Origin of the sequence: Pontibacillus yanchengensis Y32 (assembly GCF_000770635.1) — a bacterium.
Classification (GTDB): domain Bacteria; phylum Bacillota; class Bacilli; order Bacillales; family BH030062; genus Pontibacillus; species Pontibacillus yanchengensis.
Window position 1 is genome coordinate 1 of sequence record NZ_AVBF01000018.1, and the last position, 22,778, is coordinate 22,778.

19 protein-coding genes and 1 riboswitch are annotated in these 22,778 nt (G+C 38.1%); of the genes, 6 read left to right on the top strand and 13 right to left on the bottom strand.

Going from position 1 to position 22,778, the window contains the following annotated elements:
* Positions 1-121: 121 nt before the first annotated feature.
* From N782_RS08220 to N782_RS08240, 5 genes are all read right to left on the bottom strand, one after another.
* Positions 122-1,153, bottom strand: coding sequence for a MerR family transcriptional regulator (locus tag N782_RS08220; protein WP_036818370.1), 1,032 nt, complete (start codon positions 1,151-1,153; stop codon positions 122-124).
* A gap of 68 nt (positions 1,154-1,221) precedes the next feature.
* Positions 1,222-2,022: a nucleotidyltransferase domain-containing protein gene (locus N782_RS08225; protein ID WP_036818371.1), complete on the bottom strand. Its 801-nt coding sequence runs from the start codon at positions 2,020-2,022 to the stop codon at positions 1,222-1,224.
* A gap of 86 nt (positions 2,023-2,108) precedes the next feature.
* On the bottom strand, positions 2,109-3,155 hold the full coding sequence (locus tag N782_RS08230) for a ribonucleotide-diphosphate reductase subunit beta (RefSeq protein WP_036818373.1): 1,047 nt from the start codon (positions 3,153-3,155) through the stop codon (positions 2,109-2,111).
* A 16-nt stretch (positions 3,156-3,171) separates the two neighbouring features.
* Positions 3,172-5,442: a ribonucleoside-diphosphate reductase subunit alpha gene (locus tag N782_RS08235; protein ID WP_036818375.1), complete on the bottom strand. Its 2,271-nt coding sequence runs from the start codon at positions 5,440-5,442 to the stop codon at positions 3,172-3,174.
* 150 nt (positions 5,443-5,592) lie between these two features.
* Positions 5,593-5,773, bottom strand: a riboswitch (cobalamin riboswitch).
* Between the two features lie 173 nt (positions 5,774-5,946).
* Positions 5,947-6,504, bottom strand: a complete 558-nt coding sequence (locus N782_RS08240) for a hypothetical protein (RefSeq protein ID WP_036818378.1) — start codon at positions 6,502-6,504, stop codon at positions 5,947-5,949.
* A 186-nt stretch (positions 6,505-6,690) separates the two neighbouring features.
* Between N782_RS08240 and N782_RS08245 the strand changes: the two genes are divergently transcribed.
* A complete protein-coding gene (locus N782_RS08245) occupies positions 6,691-7,251 on the top strand; it encodes a GNAT family N-acetyltransferase (protein ID WP_036818379.1) in 561 nt (186 codons plus the stop codon).
* Positions 7,252-7,326: 75 nt separating this feature from the next.
* Here the strand turns inward: N782_RS08245 and N782_RS08250 are convergent, their stop codons facing one another.
* A complete protein-coding gene (locus N782_RS08250) occupies positions 7,327-8,775 on the bottom strand; it encodes a hypothetical protein (protein WP_036818381.1) in 1,449 nt (482 codons plus the stop codon).
* Between the two features lie 265 nt (positions 8,776-9,040).
* Between N782_RS08250 and N782_RS08255 the strand changes: the two genes are divergently transcribed.
* Entirely contained in the window at positions 9,041-9,511 is a 471-nt protein-coding gene (locus N782_RS08255) for a GNAT family N-acetyltransferase (protein WP_036818382.1), read from the top strand.
* A 99-nt stretch (positions 9,512-9,610) separates the two neighbouring features.
* Here N782_RS08255 and N782_RS08260 read toward each other — a convergent pair whose 3' ends face one another.
* The 3 genes from N782_RS08260 to dat all read right to left on the bottom strand — a co-directional run bounded on the left by N782_RS08260 (position 9,611) and on the right by dat (position 13,381).
* Complete coding sequence (locus N782_RS08260; protein WP_052111245.1) at positions 9,611-10,948, bottom strand: Na+/H+ antiporter NhaC family protein; 1,338 nt, start codon at positions 10,946-10,948, stop codon at positions 9,611-9,613.
* Positions 10,949-11,065: 117 nt separating this feature from the next.
* Positions 11,066-12,262, bottom strand: a complete 1,197-nt coding sequence (locus N782_RS08265; RefSeq protein ID WP_036818384.1) for a DUF819 family protein — start codon at positions 12,260-12,262, stop codon at positions 11,066-11,068.
* 219 nt (positions 12,263-12,481) lie between these two features.
* Positions 12,482-13,381, bottom strand: coding sequence for a D-amino-acid transaminase (gene dat / locus N782_RS08270; RefSeq protein ID WP_036818386.1), 900 nt, complete (start codon positions 13,379-13,381; stop codon positions 12,482-12,484).
* A 226-nt stretch (positions 13,382-13,607) separates the two neighbouring features.
* Here dat and N782_RS08275 point away from each other — a divergent pair, with 226 nt between their 5' ends.
* A complete protein-coding gene (locus tag N782_RS08275) occupies positions 13,608-14,150 on the top strand; it encodes a hypothetical protein (RefSeq protein WP_161783087.1) in 543 nt (180 codons plus the stop codon).
* Positions 14,151-14,169: 19 nt separating this feature from the next.
* Here the strand turns inward: N782_RS08275 and N782_RS08280 are convergent, their stop codons facing one another.
* A complete protein-coding gene (locus N782_RS08280) occupies positions 14,170-15,429 on the bottom strand; it encodes a PepSY domain-containing protein (protein WP_152600741.1) in 1,260 nt (419 codons plus the stop codon).
* Between the two features lie 348 nt (positions 15,430-15,777).
* Here N782_RS08280 and N782_RS08285 point away from each other — a divergent pair, with 348 nt between their 5' ends.
* On the top strand, positions 15,778-16,335 hold the full coding sequence (locus tag N782_RS08285; RefSeq protein WP_036818393.1) for a hypothetical protein: 558 nt from the start codon (positions 15,778-15,780) through the stop codon (positions 16,333-16,335).
* A gap of 251 nt (positions 16,336-16,586) precedes the next feature.
* Here the strand turns inward: N782_RS08285 and cspD are convergent, their stop codons facing one another.
* Entirely contained in the window at positions 16,587-16,784 is a 198-nt protein-coding gene (gene cspD / locus N782_RS08290) for a cold-shock protein CspD (protein ID WP_036818395.1), read from the bottom strand.
* Positions 16,785-17,034: 250 nt separating this feature from the next.
* Between cspD and N782_RS08295 the strand changes: the two genes are divergently transcribed.
* Entirely contained in the window at positions 17,035-18,417 is a 1,383-nt protein-coding gene (locus N782_RS08295; RefSeq protein WP_052111246.1) for an N-acetylmuramoyl-L-alanine amidase, read from the top strand.
* A 234-nt stretch (positions 18,418-18,651) separates the two neighbouring features.
* The gene (locus N782_RS08300) at positions 18,652-19,509 is read left to right on the top strand and encodes an STAS domain-containing protein (protein WP_036818397.1); all 858 of its coding nucleotides are present in this window, start codon (positions 18,652-18,654) and stop codon (positions 19,507-19,509) included.
* Here the strand turns inward: N782_RS08300 and N782_RS08305 are convergent.
* On the bottom strand, positions 19,506-20,174 hold the full coding sequence (locus N782_RS08305; RefSeq protein WP_052111247.1) for a Dph6-related ATP pyrophosphatase: 669 nt from the start codon (positions 20,172-20,174) through the stop codon (positions 19,506-19,508). The two genes, N782_RS08300 and N782_RS08305, sit on opposite strands and share 4 nt — an antisense overlap.
* A gap of 159 nt (positions 20,175-20,333) precedes the next feature.
* The gene (locus N782_RS08310; protein WP_036818399.1) at positions 20,334-22,721 is read right to left on the bottom strand and encodes a hypothetical protein; all 2,388 of its coding nucleotides are present in this window, start codon (positions 22,719-22,721) and stop codon (positions 20,334-20,336) included.
* Positions 22,722-22,778: the final 57 nt, after the last annotated feature.

Sequence of the window (22,778 nt, forward strand, 5' to 3'; positions counted from 1 at the left end):
CATAAAACTATTTCATTATTATATCAACAACAAACTTTAACACAGCCAAAAAAATAAAGGAACAGAGACTATTCGGCCTGTTCCTTTACTTATCTTTCTCTACATATGTCCGTGAAATTTCTTATACTTTTTCTGCAAACACAACATGAAGAATTGGATTAAAGGCCAAACATTCTACATGATAGCCATTTTCTTTCAACCAGTTCACTAGCAAGGAGCGATCCGCATAATATTCATCATGGATTGCCTCAAGCGCTTCGTGATTCTCCTCTTCCTTGTACTTAGCTAATTTCAACTTTCGATCGTGCTCATCTTTGAACATAAGATCAGCTATAGCAATACATCCCTCATTTCCTAAAACTCTGTCCATCTCTTTTAGTGCCAATAGCTTTTGTGTATCAGGAATGTGATGAAGAGCATAACTCGTGGTAATAAAATCTGCTTGCCCATCCATTAATGGAAGAGCCAAGAAATGACCATGGCGAACGTCCATCTCAGGATGCTTTTCCTTGCAAACTTTTAGCATCTCTTCGGACTGATCTACTCCAATCATCTCTACGTCCTTTTCCAAGAATAAAGATGCCAGGTTTCCAGTTCCTGTTCCAATATCTACTCCTAGTTGACCAGACATTGGTGATATACATTCCCTCACTTTAGCTAACGCTTCATGATAATGCTCGTGTACGTTAAAACGGTAACCTGTTGTTTTAATATTTTGGTCATAAGCTTGAGCCTGGTTATTGAAATTCCATTTATCTTCCCAATCATTCCGTGTTTGTTTTAACCCTTTTAATTGTTTCGAAAGTTTGAAAAGATCTTCAGCGGCTAATTTGTGTTCTTTTTGTTTTTCAAGCATGTCATCGACTGTTGTAATCATATCTTTCATTTGAAGCCATTCTTCATAAAGGGCAGAACGCTGAACATTTAAATATGTTTCGATCTCTTTTTCATCTTCGAGAGCTTCTTTGATTTGATTTGTAGACATTCCAATTTCACGAAGAGCAAGAATTGCTTGCAACCGCCATAGATCCGCTTCATTATAATATCGATAGTCATTTTCCCCTTTTTCTGGCTCAATGAGTCCCTTTTCTTCGTAAAATCGAATCGTTCTCGGGGTTGTATGTAGCTGGTTAGCTGCTTCTTTTATTTTCAAGTCATTTCCTCCTTTATCTTCTGCCATTATCATAAGGGTTTCCGTAACGTTAAGGTAAAGGAGTTTTTTTATAAAGAATCACTATGAAAATAAAAGTAACTACTCCATGTCTGGAATAACACCTTTCGAAACAACTCGTCTAACTCCGTTGTAATGGTTGTATCATTTGGGGTTACCCCTTCTACATACTCTTGAATGAACGCGAGTTGTTCTTCCATATACCGTTGCAAACGTGGCTGTGGTCCAACTTGTTCTTTTTCACATGCATCTATTTTCAACTCTCTGATTCGTTCAATATTCAAGCGAAGGTTAGCAGGTAGGTTCAGATCCTCTACCATTCTTGCAAACTGCATCGGTGGGATACTCTCATATTGCTTCATCCAGATACACGCCAGTAAAGGTCGTAACACATTAAGGTAGTGCTTCACTGTAACCGTTTGTTTGTTGATAACATCTTTGTAATTGCGTTTAGCCATATGTAAATAATGATACATCACCGGTTTTACGGAAAAAACGTTTGGTAAAAGATCAAATAGCTGAGATATAAAGTCATCATCTTGTTGATATACAATAGAGGATTGAAGCCACTCAAGCATAGAAGGATTTGATTTTCGAAAAAGCTGTAACGCTTTCGTCAGCTCCCATCCACTTAAGTCAATTTGGTCATGTAATGGTTCTTCAATCACATCTCGCTTTTGATCAATCGATAAATACCATTCCGGATGTGCGATATAGATAAAACGAACATCATAGTCGCTTGATTCTGAAGCTAGACCATACGCTCGACTCCCCGCTTCACAAGCATATAAAATACGAATTTGATGTACTCTTTCCAATGTATGGAGGCTATCCAATATTTCTTCCTTCATCTTCCACACCTCCCGATTCTTTTTTCTTATTGTACCATTTGAATCCATATAAAAAACCCCGCAATGACTGCGGGGTTCTTGCTTTCTTATAAATCATCAAATCCATTATCCTGGTAATTCACTTTCGTATACTGGCGAGACTTCTGCTCGAAGAAGTCGGACTTCCCACTGTTCACATCTTCGTATGCTCGGATCCATTTAAGTGGATTCTTTTTGTAATCCTGAAATGGCTTTTCTGCCCCAAGTTCTATGCATCGCTTGTTGGCCATAAATTTAATATAAGCATCTAGCTCTGACATCGAGAGGCCATCAAAGTCATCCCCAATAATGTAAGATGCCCATTTAATCTCAAGCTCAGCTGCTTTACGGAATGTGTCGGTAACAAACTGAAGCATTTCTGCTCGATCAATCTCAGGATGTTCCTCTAACGTTTCCTTGAAAATATGAACAAATAAATTCACATGAAGCTGTTCATCTCGGTTGATATAGTTAATCATCGTACTCGTTGATACCATTTTCTGATTGCGGGCCAGATTGTAGAAAAATGCAAAACCAGCATAAAAGAACAACCCTTCTAGCACTACATCATAAACGACCGACCGAAGAAATGATTCTGGCGTTGGCTTTTCAACAAACTCCTTATATCCATTGGCAATAAACTCATTTCGCTCCAGCAACACCTCATCATGCTTCCAATATTCAAAAATCTCGTCTTGTTCTTGTTTGGAAACAAGTGATGATAATACGTAGGAGTATGATTGATTATGAACAACCTCCTGGAAGGAAAGTACTTGCATAAGCGCTGTTAAGCTAGAGTCGGTCAAGTAGTCGGCAATCTTCCCACTATAATCGGTTTGAATAGAATCAAGAAATGCTAGTAATCCAATAACCTTTTTGAACGTATCTTGTTCCTTTTCACTTAATTGTGGCCACTGCTTCGTATCATTATTCATGTTGATTTCATTTGGGATCCAAAAGTTCGCTAACATATTTTTATACATTGGATAAGCCCACGAAAAGCGTGCATCATCCCAATTTAAAACATTAGAGCTACGTCCATTAATAATGCCTGTTGATTGATTAGGTGCTTTTGTATCATATAAATCTCGTTTTGATAACAATGATTCATTCATGATTATTCCTCCTTCATTAAGATGAGCAACTCTCACAATCTTCTATATCCTCTGTTGAAGTTGATCGCATGTAATAGGTGGTTTTCAATTTGTTACGCCACGCTTCAAGATGAAGTTGTAATAACTCTTTCGCCTGCACGGAATTTTTCACATAGATATTAAAGGAAACAGATTGGTCTATATGTCGTTGGCGTGCTGCATTTTGATGAATACTCCATGTTTGATCAATGTCGTAAGCAGACTTGTAATACCAATAGGTTTGTTCATTTAAATCTGGCGCTGTAACAGGGATTTTGTAATTTTTCTTTTCTTCAGAGTAAAACTTCTTGAAAACAGGGTCGATACTAGCCGTACTCCCTGCAATAATAGACGTCGAGGAGTTCGGTGCTACGGCCATCATGTAGCCATTTCGCACACCATGCTGCTGCACCTCTTGCTGTAAGGAATGCCAAGAGGATTGCGTATAGCCTCTATCTAAAAAGTACTCGCCTGTGTGCCACTTAGAGCCTTCCATATACGGATAAGCGCCTTTTTCTTTAGCTAACTCTTTACTAGCTTCAATCGTAAGATACGAGATGTTCTCATATAGTTCATCTGCAAAGCTAACAGCCTCTTCCGATTCCCAACGAATTCCTTGTACAGCTAATAAATGATGCCACCCAAATGTACCGAGTCCAATGCCTCGATAATGGTTATTCGTAATTTCTGCTTGGACAACTGGGATTTGATTTAAGTCAATTACATTATCAAGCATACGAACTTGAATAGGGATAAGACGTTCTAGAACATCATCCGGTACAGCCTTTCCTAGATTAATACTCGATAGATTACAAACAACAAAGTCTCCAGGATTTTTTACAGTAATGATTTTGCCGTCTTGAGTGTACTCTTCCTCTACCGTTGTTGGACTTTGATTCTGCGTAATCTCTGTACATAAATTGGTACAATACACCATGCCTTTATGTGAATTTGGATTCTTACGATTGACTTCATCTCTGTAAAACATAAATGGCGTTCCTGTTTCGAGTTGACTAATCATAACCCTCTTCATGATATCTATCGCCGGAACAGCACGCTTCGATAGATTTGGATTATCTACACAAGCTTGGTACTTTTCTCGGAAACTACCTGATCCCTCTTTTTCATCATAATGATCCTCTAAACTGAAACCCATTACGGTACGAACTTCGTGAGGATCAAATAGATACCAATCTTCACGGTTCTCTACTGCTTCCATAAATAAATCTGGCAGACTAACACCTGTGAAAAGGTCATGCGTACGTTGGCGCTCATCCCCATTATTTAGTTTTGCATCTAGGAAGGCGAAGATATCCTGATGCCACACATCTAAGTAAACAGCAATCGCACCCTGGCGTTGACCAAGCTGATCGACACTGACAGCAGTATTATTAAGTTGCTTCATCCATGGAATAACACCGGAACTGACACCTTTGTACCCTTTAATATCACTGCCTTTTGAACGAATCTTCCCGAGATAAACCCCAATACCACCACCACTTTTCGATAGATTTGCAATGTCAGTGTTACTATCAAAAATACCTTGCAAGCTATCATCTACCGTGTCTATAAAACAGCTAGATAACTGCCCATAGCTTTTCCCAGCGTTTGATAGAGTAGGTGTCGCGACTGTCATGTACAGATTACTAATCGCCCAGTAGGCTTCCTCTATTAATTGCATGCGTTTGGAGCTAGGTTCCTTGGCCATTAGTGTCATAGCAATAATCATGAACCGCTCCTGCGGAAGTTCATACAGTTCACCATCGTGACCTTTTGCTAAATAACGATCAGCTAATGTTCTTAGGCCGATGTAGTTAAAAAACTCATCCCGCTCTGGTACTAGTTTCTGTCCCAACGTATGTAGTTCCTCATCTGTATAAGAATCCAGAATAAAAGAGCTATACACCCCTTTTTCTTCAAGCAGATAAATAAGTTTTTGGAAAGACGGGTAGTCACCGGTTGGTGAAGGTTCTCGCCTTGTGGCAACATCTTCATATAATTGCTTTGCATAGATACGCGCACAAACATACGTCCAATCAGGCTCTTGCTCATCCATGCGCTCTAGACCTTTTAAAATCAGCTCATTGTACACATGATCTTTAGAACTTTCCCCCTTTTGATACAAGGATGTCATGACCGTTTCAATATAGTCCTCTATCTCAAGGTGTGGAAAAACTCCCGTTAATCCGTATAAATCCTCTTTTAATTCAGCAAACCACGCCTCAAATGATTGGTTCTCTTTTGTTTTAACTGATGTCATTACATTCATCTCCCATACCTCCTATACAAATAAAAAACCGCCATCCCTCGAAGGGAAAGCGGTTATCACGACAGCATCATTTATGAAAAGGATTAGACTAATCCAGTACTCATATGTATGTCTATCGTTTCACCTTCTTGGTCCCCGAAGAATGTTGAAACTACGTACGAGAGAAGGCAGGTCTCCTGACTTGTGCTTCCACCTACTCTGAGCCCTTCCCATATCCATCGATACAGTGGAATGTCTCATTTCGTCACACTTACAGTTGCGGGGACAGTTCTGGCTTTTCACCAGATTCCCTATTATGCTCTGATTGAGCACCTTCAACTCGCTAGTTTTAGCATATATAGTTTTAATTTTATAATTGAAATCTATATGTTGTATTCAACATTACAGAATCCTAAGAGAAAATTCAAGTACAAAATGTATTCTGAGCTACTTGAATTTTGTGTGGATGTATGTAGGTATGGAAGAAAATTCTCTTACTTTTTTTGTTAGAACATGTTTGTTTGGTTATTCTTCGCTTTTCATTCTGTGTACACTCCTTTTGAATTGTTTATCCGTCACTCCTCCTTCTTTATCCGCTCCTTTGAGCCGCTTATCCGTCACTCCTCTTTCTTTATCCGCTCCTTTGAACCGCTTATCCGTCACTCCTCTTTCTTTATCCGCTCCTTTGAACTGCTTATCCGTCACTCCTCTTTCTTTATCCGCTCCTTTGAACCGCTTATCCGTCACTCCTCTTTCTTTATCCGCTCCTTTGAACTGCTTATCCGTCACTCCTCTTTCTTTATCCGCTCCTTTGAACCGCTTATCCGTCACTCCTCTTTCTTTATCCGCTCCTTTGAACTGCTTATCCGTCACTCCTCTTTCTTTATCCGCTCCTTTGAACCGCTTATCCGTCACTCCTCTTTCTTTATCCGCTCCTTTGAACTGCTTATCCGCCACTTCTCCTTCTGTATCCGCTCCTTTGAACCGTTTATCCGTCACTCCTCCTTCTGTATCCGCTTCTTTGATCCGCTTATCCGTCACTCCTCCTTCTTTATCCGCTCCTTTGAGCCGCTTATCCGTCACTCCTTCTCCTGTATCCGCTCCTTCTCTATCTTGAAAGTTTCCTATTTTTTAATTTAACTTTTATCAAACTATTCGTATAATGGAGAGTAAATGTGAGAGGATGGTGCTTATGATGACAATGATAATCGAAACAGTTCAATCTACTAGCCGAAACATATCAAAGAGAGAGAAAGGTAGGAACTTATTATGTTAATCGGAAAAAACGTCGAGCTACGTCCTGTCACAAAACCGGATCTTCAAAATGTTTACCGTTGGAATAACGATGAGGACATCACAAGATTAGGCTCAGGATCAGAATTTGCGTACCAAATCAACAATCCATTAGAAGCAATCGAGGCACATTATGAACAAAATCTTACACAACACAATCTATTAACTCATGGATACGTATTTTCTGTTTATGAAAAAGAATCCTCTCAGCACATTGGTAAGTGCGACTTCCGTGATATTAACGTCATCACCCGTTCTGCTACTATCGGCCTTGTTATCGGAGAGAAGGATTACTGGGGCAAAGGCTACGGCATGGATATCATCATGACACTCGCGAAGCACCTTTTCTACGACTTGAACATGGAACGAATTCAGCTTGATACATGGAGTGGCAACCATCAAGCACTAAGAGTTTATGAAAAATGTGGCTTTCAATTAGAAGGCAGACTAAGAAGCAATGAATTCGTAAATGGAGAATACTACGATACCATTATGATGGGACTTTTAAGAAGTGAGTTCCAGCCAGACCTATACTAATAGACAGGGGGTATCCAAGCTGGGATACCCCTTTTTAATAATAAAAAAACGCCTCTCTAAGGAGACGCTTTTTCTCTATTCCTCTTCTTTCTTCTTCCAAGCACTGTAACTTTGCATCGTGATACCTTTAAATCCTTCTGCTTGGTCTTCCATAAAGTGTCGTCGTACAAGGGAAACTTGTTTTTGAATCTCTGACTTAGAGTGATTGGCAAAGGATACATAGTCAATCTCGTATGGGTTTAACTCGACGCCTACTTCCACTTTTGGTGAGTTAGCATACAGCACTTCAGAGTTTGCAAGAGACGTGATGCTATTTGATCCTAAAGCTGTATCTCGATACGCCATAATGGATACATAGTCTTGGATATCCACCATGTCCTTAAAGAAGTCCTCTTTTACGTCTGTAACTTTTTTGTTGTCTGTCCAAAATGGTAGGGCACTACCTACAATAAATCCTGCATCTTTTGCATGATTAATATACGTCTGAGCAGATGACCACCATTCAGTTAAGACAGTAGCGCGATCCTTATCCCATTGGTCAAGCGTGTATGGTTCTACGTCAAAATGAATCCCTACAAACTGCTCATCCTTGGCAACAGTAGAGTTATACGCTTCAACCATATCCACACGTTTAACAGCATGCTTTGTATAGGATTCTAATCCCCACTTAGGACTCCCCATTAAGGCATGTACCTTCATACCATTGGCTGTAGCTTGCTTAATAAAATAAGCATATACAGACTTCTCAAGGTTTGGCTTATAGTGCAGGTAAATGTGATCAACCTGGTGATCAATAAGGAAATCAATGGTTTCATCTGGATTCTCCGTTATTGGAGAACGTTCCCACAGCCAAACGTTTTTTTGCGTATGATACTCATTCAAAGCATCTTGTATCGCTTGAACATAAGTGTTGTATGTTTTTGTTTTAAATGAATAGCCCTCTGTTACAGTATTCATATTACCGCTCTGAACGAAGGCTTCACTTTGTGCTTTTGTCATCTGTAACTCTACATTCGACTCTGCAGAAGCTTCTGTTACGGAAACACCATTTTGATTTACAGTAAAACCGTGTAACTGTAGATTTTTTTCAATAAGTGCTTTTAACTTCGTGTTGGCACCATTAATTACCGTTTGGGCTTTGTTTCCAGGTTCAATTTGTAACGAAAGATTCGTTTTATTATTCTCATTACTGGAAGGTTGGGATAATTCTGTCACCAACGTAGGTGTTTCGTAGTACACATAAGGGGTTGGGTCTTGTTGCACAGTATAATAGTTATATATTTGACCTGAGATATCTTTTGACATCATCGATGTGAACGACAAATACTCACCTTCAGTTGTCCCATCGACGGTAGTTGAAGACTGATTATTTACAAGGGAAAACTCATGACATTCCACCATACATGAAGCAAATGTCTCCGTTTGCGCTTGTGATACGGTTGGGTTAAATATAGTAGATTGGATATAAAAACTAGCTATGATTATTACTAGAATCATTACTTTATTCTTATCTTGACCCCTCATCTTTTCCTCTCCCTTATTTTCGAACTATTATTTTCGACTCACACATATGAATATCGAACCATACTTATAAAATGTTAAGTATTTTTTCACATTTTTTATTATATTTTTTAATCTATTCCACCTATAACCAGGTAATGCTTTTCAAAACAAGCTATATAACTAGGTTTAAGTACCTTCCTATAAAAAATTCATAATTAAGAGGTCTCTCTCTTTATAGAGTCGAATAAATATAGGGGAATACTGATTTACATAAAGGAGAGATAAGATGAACATCACTTTACAACCTATGTCACAGGAAATTTTTGAGAATTATTATGAACAATCTATAGAGGAGTATGCTGCTGAGCATGTCCAGGCTGGGAATTGGACAGAGGAAGAGGCAATCCCAAATGCACAAGAACAATTTAAACAATTGCTACCAAATGGATTAGATACACTCCAACATGTACTCTTCTCCGTTCAAAATGAGCAGAAGGAATCCATTGGAGTACTTTGGATCAAGATTGAAGATAAGACGGATGAGAGACGTGCCTTTATCTACGATATAAAACTTCATGAAAACCAGCGTGACAAAGGATATGGAAGAGCAACCATGCATGCACTTGAGGAATATGCAGGACAAACAGGGATTAAGCAAATTGGACTACATGTGTTTGCTCACAATAAAAGAGCTTTAGCACTCTATGAAAAATTGGGGTATGAGGTGACAGATCTTGTTATGAAGAAACGTCTATAACATAAGACACACAAAAAAGCTTGGGAAACCAACCCCAAGCTTTTTATGTATTTTTGTATTTCACTATTTCTAATCTAATTTGATTTATTAGTAAACATTTTATTGTTGTAAAACATGCTTTAGACCAGAAGCATTCTTTTTACTAACAATGCCTGAATAGATAAACGTAATAACTGGCATAAGGAGCAGGAATACTGCAAAAGGAGCGTAGGAAAGCACAGGAACTCCGACTATTGTGCTACACAAAATGGCCAATAGGCTCCAAGGGACTAGACCCGCAAACACAACAGTAGAATCCGCTAAAATACGTGACAAATGAGCTTTGGAGAAGTTCTTTTCCCAATAGGGCATAAGGGTTCTTCCTGTTAATATAATCGGAAACGACTGATTAGGTGAAATCAAGGAGGCACCTGCCGCTACGGCAATGGATTGAGCTGTATTTTTTTGTAGAGAACGGTTATCTGTAAATATCTTTTCAATATAAGGTTGAATAATCTTCGTGTCCTCCATAATTTGGCAATAGGCTCCTACAACAAGAATAAACAGAACAAATGGTAGCATGTCTCTTACGCCACTCAGGGCATCCACTCCAAAATAAAGACCTTCCAACCACTCCATAGGAGCCACTCCTCTTACGAACAAAATGACGATAGCAGTTCCTATCCCCAATGAAAAAGAGAATTTCATTTCCTGACCGAACAGGATCATCAATAACAATGTAAATGGAGGAAGCAACGAAACACCTATACTCCCATAATTTAACTGCGAAAATGGTGTTACCTCATTCAATGTAAGTTGCTCTTTCGCAATAACAAAGTCCATCGCAAGGAAAATAAGTATTGATAAAATAACTCCCCATGCTAATGTTGGTGCTATCGACCGAAAATGTGATTTCGTATCTATCTCCACAGACATTCGCAGCAACTGAAATGAGCTTGATATTGGTGAGGAACGATCTCCAACGAAACCACCTGACACTAACGCACCAGCTACGACAGGTACAGGCAATCCAATTTGGTCCGCTGCTGCCATCAGTGGTACGCCGACAATACTTAAACTAGCAATCGATGACCCTACCACCATCGACATCATCGCTACGATAAGAAATGCAAACGTAAAGAAGTAGGAAGGCGATATGAATGATAAAAATAGCTCATTAAGGTCATGGATGGTGCCAGAAAAGTACCATGTTGGAAGAAGAACACCAATAAAAAATAATAACCAAGCAACATCCTTGTTCCGCTTCACACCTTTCCATGAAGAATGAACAAACTGATTCATCGTATAACCATGCTTTATTCCAAACCCACATAACAGTACAATACCAGGAATCATCGCTAAATAAAGAGGTCCATCAAAGGAAATGGCCATCATTAAAAACGAAACCGTAACCGTAAAAATAAGAACAACTTCCAGAAGCGAAAATGACTTGTTCACTTTGAAACCTCCTCTCAACTCGTTTTATTATAACAGAGTAATAATTAAAGACAGCTTATAAAAAAGAGAATTCCCTAGTATTAGAGAATTCTCCTTTCTATCATAACCTCTTACACATTAACCACCTGCTATCATCTTCGCAAGCTGTCCACATAACAATGCTGCATAGGTACCCACTACGTTACCAACAATACCCATTAACAATCCTACTGGCGCAAGGGCTGGTTGAAAAACAGACGCTACGATAGGGGCAGAACTCGTGCCGCCAATATTACCTTGTGATCCAACAGCTACGAAGAATAATGGTGCTTTTAGTAATCTAGCAGCTGTGAAGATACAAATAATGTGGATGATCAACCATACAACACCCATTAATATAAATTGTGGTGCTTGGACGATATCCATTAGATTAGCCTGAGCCCCAATACCCGTTAGGAATAAAAATATACCTAAATAGCCTACTTTACTAGCTCCGTAATATTCTAAATTACGAACTTTGGTAAAGGATAGCGCGATGCCGACTGCTGTAATAATGATGAATGTCCACGTGGATGTGCTCATAACTTCTGTCTTTGGAATGAACTCTAGTTTTGCAAATGCTCGGATTAAATAAGATCCTGCAAAGCCTACCGCTAAAATACCGAATAACTGCGGAAGCTGTAGTGGCTTAGCATTCCTTGCAATATCCGTTGCAATCTCTTCATTCACCTTTTTAATAGTGGAGTTGTCTGCACCATTCCACTTGTTAAAGCGTTCCTGAAAGTTCGCTAGAGAAATCATAATCCCCATCCAACTAATCGCAACGATTGTGTCCGTTAAAATAATGGGGCTTAATATATCTTTTGGTGTGTCAAAGGAGTCAATCATTGCACCCATATTGGCTGTTCCACCAATCCAACTACCAGCAAGGGCACCTACACCTCTCCATGCTTCATCAGGTAAAATACCCTGAAACAAAGCAAACGCAATTGGACCACCAATGACCACTCCGACTGTACCAGCAAGAAACACGAGTATGGCTTTTCCGCCTAGCTTAAACGTAGCAGGTACGTTCGTACTAATCATTAATAGCAATAAACCTGCTGGAAGCATATATGTACTTAAGAAACTGTATAAATCAGAACTTTGTGGAATGATTCCAACTGTAGTAGAAATCATAGGTAAAAAGTACATCCATATCAATGGAGGTAAGTAACGGAAGAATTTTTTAACTCCATTGTTCTCAATTGTAGAAATCATAAACACAACACCAATAATGGCAATCAGATAAGCAAAAATCGCCATTGGGTCTTGTATTAAAGCTTGATTGTTCATGCTAAACCCCTCACTCTTAATCATTAGAATTATCGAAAAATTAACATTCGATATTTTCTCGCTAAAGGAGTTTAGCACATAATCTAATCTCATAAAATGAAAAATTTTAATAAGTTCATCCTTTGAACCAAAATACCTATAACCCCTTTATAATAAGAAAAAAAGCATTGTTAAAGAACAATGCTTTTTCAAAAAATTAATAATTTTAAGTCTTACTATTTACGATACACTTTTGTTTTTTGAACGATCAGCGAAGATGGAAGCATCCTCTGGGATTCCTGCATCTTTCTCATATGCCTGTTGCATTAGACGGGTTATCTTACCTGGAGTACCATTTGCAACGGTTTTTCCATCTACGTTTACAATAGGCATGACTTCTGCTGTACTGCTGGTTAGAAACAGCTCATCCGCTTCCGTAATATCTTCTAAATGGAAAGCTTCTTCATGGAATGGTACACCAGCTTCATTGGCAAATGCTTCGATACGTATTCGCACACATCCGTGTAGTATATTTTTAGTAGCGGGATGAGTATAAATCGCCCCATCCTTCACTAAGTACACGTTGGAGGAACTACATTCTGTTACTTTTCCATCCTTATGCAAAATAGCTTCAAAACAATTATGCTCAGTGGCTGTTTGTTTAGCCATTACATTTGGTAACAGATTTAAACTCTTAATATAGCATAAATCCCAGCGTACATCAGGTTCTGTAATAGTAGAAATTCCTTCTTCCATAAGGTCCAGTTTTCTTGGGACATCACTTACATAGGCATATAAATTCGCCCCAACACCTTTTGGAAAAGCATGGTCACGTGGTGCGGAACCTCTTGTGATTTGCAAATAAACTTTCCCGTCCCCGGTGAAAGCATTCAATTGTAGCAACTGATCTAATCGTTTATACATATCCTCTTTCGTGTATGGGACTTCTAACTTTATAGCCGCTGCAGATCGATACAATCGCTCCACATGCTCCTCAATTAAATAATATTCTCCATGATATACTCGGATTACTTCATACACGCCATCGCCGAATTGCAGGCCTCGCTCCTCAAAAGGATACGTTAACTCTTCTTGGTTTACATATTCAGTCTCGGTCAACACATAAGGTTTTATGCTCATGGGGCTCCTCCTCAACATTATAGGTATCATTATCCTATTCATCTCTTCAGTGATTTGGTAAAAGATTCTCTATTCGCACAAGTTTAACAAAGATTCAGAAAAAAGTGTATAGATATATTTTCCTTTAAAGCTTCATCACCTTACTCGGTTGAAGTGAAAGCATTTTTATCCTTCTCCTTATCTATACGTATAAGAAATTCAAAATACTTATACTTCCTCTACATTCGTGCAAGATAATAAGAATATCTACTACGCTCATCAACAAGTTCTGGGTATTGGAGTTGATGCAATGCTATATTTAATTATTACATCAATCATGTTCATCTTCGTCACAATTATGGTTCCAAAACGGCTAACTAAGATAGAGATATATGCCTCTACCTTTTCAGCTTTATATCTGCAGTTGGTTGTTGATGTGTACTTACACATCAAATTGAATTGGTATTATTATTTAACGGAACATACGATTGATTGGGCAACCATGTTTGTCATCCCTATTTTTGTCGGTGTAAATGTTTTATTTTTGAATTATTATCCTTTTGGTAAAAGTGGGAGTATTCAATTTAGCTATATCACTATATGTATCTTCTTTTCGATGATCTATGAGTATTACTCCATACAATTCGGCATGATGCTCTTTAATGAATGGAAGTTGTGGTACTCTGTTTTAGCGTATTACTTCCTTTTTCCCCTATTGGCTTTGAATTTAACCTGGATTCGTCATTTGTTAGAAGAACACAGAGTTTTTAACTCGTCTAACCATAAATAGAGAGAAGGGAGCTCCTCTCTTAATATGACACATCCACTTTACCAGTTTGTGCACGTATATACGTTTTTTCATGGTCCTTTGAAAACTCATGTACCAGTTCATATTGATTCGAAAGTAGCGATGGAATATAGAGCATCCCTTCATATTCAATAGGCATGTCGGGGTGTTGCTCTGTAAATATTTCTGTAGCTTCCTGTTTAGAAATTGGGTCAGACACAGGTTGAATGCTCATATTTTTGTGAATGGAATGGTTGCGGCTATTCATCAATCGCTTACTAACCATTTCTCCCGTACGAGCATCAATATCATACTGATAAGCAATGTGTAATGGGTAATCATTATATGTAGGAGTAACCTTATAAGAGTAACGTTTAATATCCACATTACTTGTGTATTTATGATTCATCCCTAAATAAGTAACTTCATACCCGAAACGACCATCCCCATTTTCATGAAGAAATTTATCCACTATTTGTTCAGCCTTCTCCTTAGATATAACGTCTCCTGATGTCGACTCACTATGGGCACGAAAATGAGGTACCTCTCCCGTATAGGCATTCATTTCACCAGAATAATCGTTCCCTTCAATATCTACATCAAATTGCAAAAAGCCTTTCGCATCTAACTGGTAAGATTCAGAAGAAGATTCAGACAAATGAACATCTGCATCAGGACTAGAAAATAATGTTCTCAACCTTTCTTTCGCCTGTTGTTCAGAAATAACGTTCATCTCAGATGGGAGTTGTTGATACTGGCTATAGCTCATGCTTAATTGATCGATTTGTTGATGAAGGTCCATAATGGTTGGTACCTTCATAGTATGCAAAATGGAAGATAGTTCCCAACCCCAGATACCATTAAGGTGTGTTCGTTCCTCCTGCAAAACTTTCTGATACTGTTCAATATACCCTCTCATATTCTTATATGCTTCTTGATCGACTGAGCCAATAACATCACGACTTTTCTTTATATATAAAACTTCTAAAAAGTCTCCAAAAGATGTATCCAGTCGAAATTGATAAGGGTGCTGCTTAGATTGAAAGGACTCCCACCAGTTAAAGTTTCGCTGCAATAAATTCAAGTGTTCATTGTGCTCAAAGCTCGTGTTTTTTTGGAAATTCCTAGAACCATGCATAGCTGCTTCTAATTCAAATGAAAATTGAGACATGGTATCTTCCGCTTTTGATATATCTTGTAACAGATAGGTTCTCTCTTCGATGTAATTCCGGCTAGCAAACCAAACGATTGTCACAATCATCACAAACAGAATCCTTTTCATACGAAATAATCTTTTATGTAATCCGTGATAATCAAGTTGACTGGATCGAAAAATAGTAATACTCTCACCTCCTTGCACTCACTTATTTTACCAGCTAATAGAGTGAGGTCAATTCGTAAGAAAAGCTTAGGGCACCTTGGTCACCTCCATCAGGCTTAAGTAATGCCTCGAAGTGGTGTGTTTTGCCACAGCGAGGCTTGACTTAAGCCCCCGAGGGAGTAGGAGCTGGAGCTAGATTATGTATGCGCCAGAAACTTATACTTTCTTTACTTTTGAAAAAAAGCTAAAAATGATAGATTCCGTTACAATTAGGACAAACTAGTTCATATAATGAAGGTGGTGTAGAAATTGAATAAAAACTACCTAGAGCAGTTTTATACAATTGATGAAGACGGAGATTATATTATTGAAATTGCGATAGAGGATTATGATGATATTTTTAACACGTGGGATTCATCTGTATATAACGTTCGTGACTTAGATAGTAGCTTGCGTTCGTTTATTGAAGATTGTTCGAGGGATATTGATACGAGTGAAAAAATTGCCCTTCGTTTTAATGTCTCAAAAGAAACGCAAGACAAAGAATTAGAAGAGAAAATAACCGATAGCATTCGTAATTTTTTTGAATATCATTACTTCGTTACGAGTAAACAGGTACATAAGAGAAGAAAAAAGTCACTATGGTTTATTTTGATATCCACGCTATTTACGTTACTTTCCTTTTACTTTCAAAATGCAACAGAATCTGGATTATTTGAACACTTCTTGCTGGAAAGCTTAACAGTTGGAGGGTGGATTTTTATGTGGGAGGCCTTCTCGATCCTATTCATCCAAAGTAGTGATGATCGAAAGAAGAAGCGTGAATACAAAAGATTGATTCATGCTCCCTTGTTATTTAGATACTAACTAAAGCGTAAGCGCCCGTTAAGCGACGTACAAACTGGACGGCTCCGTATGAGATAAAGGAAACACGAAGAGCGGTAGCGATTCGATGTTGACTTATCGTAAGGAGGTGACGGAAGTTTGCTAGTCGCTGGGCGCTGGAGCTGGACGTGGCCACTTCACTTTTTTAGTTATACACAAGCGTTGAATTTTATAGTACGCTAGATAATAAAAAAGGACTTCCCTATGCAGGAAGTCCTTTCTCTATATACAGCTTACTTAGAAACGTTAGCTGCTTGTGGTCCACGGTTGCCTTCAACGATTTCGAAAGAAACTTGCTGACCTTCTTCTAGTGTTTTGAAACCTTCGCCTTGAATAGCTGAGAAGTGAACGAATACATCGTCTTGTCCTTCTACTTCGATGAAACCGAAACCTTTTTCTGCGTTAAACCACTTAACATTACCTTGTAACATGTAGTTACCTCCTGCGTGGAATAATCTCCACATTGTATTACTATTCCTGCTCAACATATTCATTCAAGACGAAATTCCATTTCTTCTTGCTTTCGTACACGAACAACAATAATTAATCTTATTATAGCACATCCCTAGAATAAAGCTACTCTTTTTTAAATATATTTGTAATTTTTTTCTAGAACTATTTACACTAGCACATTGATATATGTAAACCCAAGCACTCCAGCATGTTTTTGAATACTATAATATGAAATTTAATAAAGGAGGAATCACTATAAAGACAATCATCATAGATCCAGGACACGGAGGCAGTGATCCAGGTGCATCCTATAAAGGTTTTTTAGAAAAGAACTATAACTTAACTATCGCACGTAAAGTAAGATCCTATCTATTACATCATTATCAAGTAAATGTAACAATGACGCGCACATCTGACCAAACCATTAGCTTAACAGAACGTACCGATATAGCAAATTCCATAAATGCAGACTACTTTCTTTCCATTCACAATAACGCTAGTGGTGGTCGAGGCTTCGAAACGTTTATTTATAACGGCCAGGTATCCAATCAAACAAAGTCTATACAAAACACAATCCACAACCAAGTTATTACTACGATTAAAGACAAATATAATGTGCCTGACCGAGGAAAAAAACGAGCAAATTTTCATGTACTTCGGGAAACCAAGATGAGTGCCATATTAATAGAGGTACTCTTTGTGGATAACGAACAAGACCTCCAACTACTCAACAACAATAGCTTTATTGACGAAGTATCAGAAGCAATTGCAAAAGGTACTGCATCTGCCTTAAATCTACAAGTGAAATCAAATAACCCCCTCTACAGGGTTATTGCTGGATCATTTAAAGATAGACAAAACGCCTTACAACGTATTCAATTTCTTAAGAAGAACAACATCGACTCATTCATTACGCCTACTACGATTTCAGATGAACGATATTATCGTGTTCAAACGGGAGCTTATTCTAGTGAGAAGAATGCTAAACAACAAGTAGAGGCTTTAAAGGAAATTGGTATTGCAAATCCATTTTTACTAACTACAAGTCCTGCTACACCATCAGACGATAGTCTTAGCATTGAAGGAGCTACTGTATTAGATGCCAATCAACTCGACACATTTGCTCAAGTGGTTAACCCTGAGACTCCTGTATTAGGAGAACTTTATGTGAAATATGGAGAACTTTATGGAGTTCGAGGGGACGTAGCATATGCCCAAGCAATCCATGAGACAAATTATTTTCGATTTACTGGAATCGTCCAGATTAACCAAAACAATTACGCAGGTATTGGGGCAACAGATGTTTTGAATCAAGGAGCTTCCTTTACTACACCTGAAGAAGGAGTACACGCACATATCCAACACTTATATGCCTATGCCTCTCTTAACTCTATTCCGGATGGATTATCGCTCATAGACCCTAGATTTTCTCTAGTTTCACGAGGAAGTGCTGTTACTTGGATTGGATTAAATGGAAAATGGGCTGTACCAGGAGATTTTTATGGACAAAAAATTTTATCGATTTATGAGGATATGATTATATCCACTATAGAAAGGATAGAAACGCAAACTGACGTCCTTCGCTCCCTTCTTAATGAGATTAAGGAATAGTGATGATTTCCTTTTGTTACCATTATATACAAACTAGAGTAAGTACGTTCCATTTATTGTAATAAATTAGTGATATCAGCAGATGACACAGGGTATTAAAAGAGAAAAGCAGCTCTTGAGGCTGCTTTATCCCTTTTTTACATTAGCCCTTTTACTTACAAGAAACAGGAAATCTATATTACAATTAAAATATAATCTTGTTACTGTAGATTTCAAAGGAGAGTTCGCCCCTATATGTCTAGTCAATACAATTTAGCTTCATCAGAATTCCGATCTTTAAAGTCAGCTTCCCAAAAGCTATTCAGTATTATTAGTAAACACTTAAATGTGAATACCGCTTATATTACTAAGCGTGGCGATAACGAAATGACTATACTTAGCTCTTTTAATGAACATGAAGAAATTATTCCAGAAGGTTATTCCGTAGAATATGGTGGTACGTTCTGTCGTTTAATTATTGCTAATGAAAATAATGCAATGACTACTGAAAACTTAATGAAGGATGAGGTAACTCAGCAATTAGAAGTCACCTCCCAATTAGATGTAAAAGGGTTCCTAGGTGTCACATTATCTGATTCAGAGGGGAACGTTTTTGGTACATTATGTGTGTTGGATAAAGAAGAAAAGGAATTTAGTGATGACGATATTAATTACTTAAAATCCATGGCTGATGTCTTATCCCATCTTATAGAGTTAGATCAAACTAAATACAACATGGACTACCTTACTGTTCCTATTATCCCTATCACCAAAGGTATCTCTATTCTTACGATTCAAGGAATAATAGATGAGTCCCGATCTTCTAAACTAATAAATAATGTACTTCAGTATGGTTCGTCTCATCAAATTGAATATTTTGTTATAGATTTATCAGGTCTAGTTATTCTTGATGGACACTTCCCTCAAGTCATTATCCAACTTGTACAATCTTTACAATTAATGGGTATTGAGACCATTATCACTGGCATTTCCCCGGAAATTGCCAAGCATGAGGTCAATAACATTCAATTATTGCAATTAAAAACAAAAACCGTCCAGAACCTTGAAGCAGCGCTGGATTATATCGGGTTCTATTTAGCAGAAAAAGATTAACTTGGTTTGATTTCTATATGTAAAAATCGACCACTAACGGTCTCAAAGGTTCCCCCTAATGTAAAGGGAATAGGGTGTTGAAACACAGGCCCATTAAAAACGAACGTATGAAATTCACCATTTTCTCCACAAGGATCGACACCTTCTGGTAAGTTTTCCAAAAAAGACTGATTATAAGGCTTCCCTACCATCTCAGAGGGAAGCTTTTCAGTATCGATTGTCGTTACGATTGCTTTAAACCCTAGTGAGATGAATTCTTTAGCTACTTCTGACGTATTTCTCCCCCATAGTGGATACTCTCCATTCATACCTGCTTGCGACAATAATTGCTCACGGAATACTTTAATATCCTCTAAAAATAAATCTGCGTATATGATGGTGTACGTCCCATTATTTTTAAAAAAATCAAACTGTTGCTGTAACGTTCTTTCATATATAGCGTTACTGGCATTTGAAGGTAATGCAACCTCAAACAAAGGTAACTCTATGGAGCTCGCTTGTGCATGAATAAGTGTTGTGCTTACTTCGTGCATCGGTAGGCGTTCTGTGTCTTCTGATGTTGTAGACAACAATCCCTTTATATTGTACTCTTGATTTCTCATAAGCTTATATAATACAAACGCACTATCCTTTCCACCGCTCCAAGAAACAATCACATTTTCCATAGTGCTTCCTCCTTCCATATTCCTCATCCATTCATACCACATCTCCACTGTAACATGATGATGATTTATTCCGGTTTATTCTTTATAATGTGAACATAAACGACAGTGTAGCAAATAGAAAAAATAGCCCTCACATATGAAGGCTATAAAATGTATCTCTTATTCAAAGAAATATTCTCCATTACAAGGCTCTATAACGTTCTCCTCACAAGAAGTCGTAATATATGGTGATGCAGTTTCTATGATGGTACCCTCCCCATCATCCGCAATAAATTCCCAAATCACTTGATTAGATAATTCATCAAGCTTTGCCCATATCGTCACTAAATAATCTTTCTGGTTTCCATCATACAACTTACCTTCAACTACCCCATTTACAATGGCAACCTTATAATGGTCTTCACAGTATATAGACTTTCTTTTTTCTTCTTTTAAAGTAAAATGTTCTCCCTTATCCGATTGGAAGTGAATCACAAATCCATTCCCTGTGAAATCACATTCTCCACACTTACCGTTAACATCTAGCTTCATGAAGCCATGATACTCTTTCGATCCTTCATTTTGAATGACCCTGAGCTTTGCGGTGTGATTTCCCTGTGTCTTTAAATGAATCTTACAAGGTACTTTTTTATGTTTAGGACAATACACATTCACATGATTAGGGCCTGCTTCCGCCTCTCGATCCTCTACTGTAACATTCGCAATAACCTTCACTTTTCCAAAAGATCCTTTACTCGGTAGCAAGTTTGCCGAATAAGTTCCATCTTCTCTCGTGATAGCTGGATTAGGTTTAATAGTGACAGTACCTTTACTAGTCACTACTGAAAAAAATACCTTCACATTGGCTAAAGGGGCGTCATCACATGTGACTTTACCATTAATATCAGCCCCCTTACAATCAATTTTGTCTTCTGGTGTATTCAATGTAACAGAAAGGTTTTCACACTGATTACATACTACTTTCACCTCACCCATTTCAGAAACTGGGACACCACTTATTCTTGTAGTTGCGGAGTAGGTTGCTTTTTGTAATGACGTACCTGGTGGCACCGTAACCACACTTGAGAACTCTCCCGAATCATTTGTGACTGGATTAGGTGTTGTAAAGTTTAAAACAGATTCACTACTAAGGTAAACTACCTCATTTTTTACTGGATTCCCGTCACAGGTGACCTTGCCAGAAATGGTTCCTTCACATTTAATAAAGTCTGAATCATCTAATATAATCTTAGGATCCTTACACTTTTTACAATTCACCTTAATATCTTGGGGATCTGTGGAAACCGTTTTCTCTCCGATTGTAACAGATGCAATTACCGAAATTGTCTGATCCACATTCCCTTCAGGAGTTAAGGTTGTAATGTACACCCCATTCTCCTTTGTGATTGCTGGGTTGGGATCTACCTTTACTCTAGCACCTGGAGGCTGAATATTTATAAATACTTCTGCGTTCTCTACTGGCTTTCCATCACACGTTACTTTTCCCTCTAGTTTAGCACCACTACATTCGACTACTTTAGTAAGAACTTTTAAGGTGATATGTGGATTAACACAACTTTCACAAACGATTTCAACCATCCCTGTCTTGGATACGGTTTTTCCATCTACAGTAGCTGTAGCCTTATAAGAAACACTCTGTGAGGCAGTCCCTTCAGGAACTCGAGCGACACTAGAAAATTCACCATTTGCATCCGTTATTGGGTTTGGAGTATCGAATTCCAGAACGGATGTACTTGTAAGATTTACTACGACATTGTTAATAGGTTCACCATCACACGTTAACCGCCCTGATATGGTTCCCTTGCAATTGATTAAACCAGAATCATCTAGCTCTATTTTTGGTTTTTTACATTTTTGACACCTAACCGTGATGTCTTCCAATACTGCTGTTACCTTTTTCCCTCCTACTGTAGCAGAAGCAACAATTGTTATGGTTTCATTGACACCTAGCGTAGGAATCAATGTAGTTGAGTAACTACCGTCTTGTTCAGTTATAGCTGGATTAGGGCTTAGAAAAATATTTCGAGAAGAAGATATAATTTGGAATGAAATAGGTGCATTAGCTATAGGCACACCATCACATAATAGTGAACCCTTAAGCTTCTCCCCCATACATCCTACTTTTCCAACAGGTGAGATTAAGGTTAAGAGAGGTTCCCTACAAAAAACACAGTCTACCGTAATCTGAATAGAATCGGAAATCATTACATTGGCCACTGACGTTTTTGCAGTTATCGTAACTTGCTGAAAAGAAGTTCCTTTAGGGATCGAAACTCTAGTTGTAAACCTTCCAGTCCGATCCGTTATTGGAGTAGTATCTTCAAACATAACAACATCGGAGGAACTTGATAATGTAACCTCAACACCTGAAATCGGAGCAAAATCGCAAAGTACTCGCCCTGTAATAACTCCCTCACAACTTATCGAGGAAATCTGGTCAAGTTGAATCATTGGAGTTTGGCATTGTGTAGTTGGAAAAATGCCTGGGCATCCACTTGGTGGTAATACTACCTGACAGTGTTTCTTAGATGAAGGCTGACTCCTCATTTTTATACACCTCTTCATATTTCGTCTTGATGTATGTATAGTATGAAAATGGTGTTA

Bases quoted from the DNA above. Each gene is read 5' to 3' on its own strand.
- N782_RS08265 (WP_036818384.1), bottom strand. From the start codon at position 12,262: ATGAACAATCAAGCTTTAATACAAGACCCAATGGCGATTTTTGCTTAT.
- N782_RS08280 (WP_152600741.1), bottom strand. From the start codon at position 15,429: ATGAAAAGGATTCTGTTTGTGATGATTGTGACAATCGTTTGGTTTGCT.
- N782_RS08225 (WP_036818371.1), bottom strand. From the start codon at position 2,022: ATGAAGGAAGAAATATTGGATAGCCTCCATACATTGGAAAGAGTACAT.
- N782_RS08295 (WP_052111246.1), top strand. From the start codon at position 17,035: ATGAAATTTAATAAAGGAGGAATCACTATAAAGACAATCATCATAGAT.
- N782_RS08230 (WP_036818373.1), bottom strand. From the start codon at position 3,155: ATGAATGAATCATTGTTATCAAAACGAGATTTATATGATACAAAAGCA.
- dat (WP_036818386.1), bottom strand. From the start codon at position 13,381: ATGAGCATAAAACCTTATGTGTTGACCGAGACTGAATATGTAAACCAA.
- N782_RS08305 (WP_052111247.1), bottom strand. From the start codon at position 20,174: ATGGAAAATGTGATTGTTTCTTGGAGCGGTGGAAAGGATAGTGCGTTT.
- N782_RS08300 (WP_036818397.1), top strand. From the start codon at position 18,652: ATGTCTAGTCAATACAATTTAGCTTCATCAGAATTCCGATCTTTAAAG.
- N782_RS08245 (WP_036818379.1), top strand. From the start codon at position 6,691: ATGTTAATCGGAAAAAACGTCGAGCTACGTCCTGTCACAAAACCGGAT.
- N782_RS08255 (WP_036818382.1), top strand. From the start codon at position 9,041: ATGAACATCACTTTACAACCTATGTCACAGGAAATTTTTGAGAATTAT.
- N782_RS08235 (WP_036818375.1), bottom strand. From the start codon at position 5,442: ATGAATGTAATGACATCAGTTAAAACAAAAGAGAACCAATCATTTGAG.
- cspD (WP_036818395.1), bottom strand. From the start codon at position 16,784: ATGTTACAAGGTAATGTTAAGTGGTTTAACGCAGAAAAAGGTTTCGGT.
- N782_RS08250 (WP_036818381.1), bottom strand. From the start codon at position 8,775: ATGAGGGGTCAAGATAAGAATAAAGTAATGATTCTAGTAATAATCATA.
- N782_RS08310 (WP_036818399.1), bottom strand. From the start codon at position 22,721: ATGAGGAGTCAGCCTTCATCTAAGAAACACTGTCAGGTAGTATTACCA.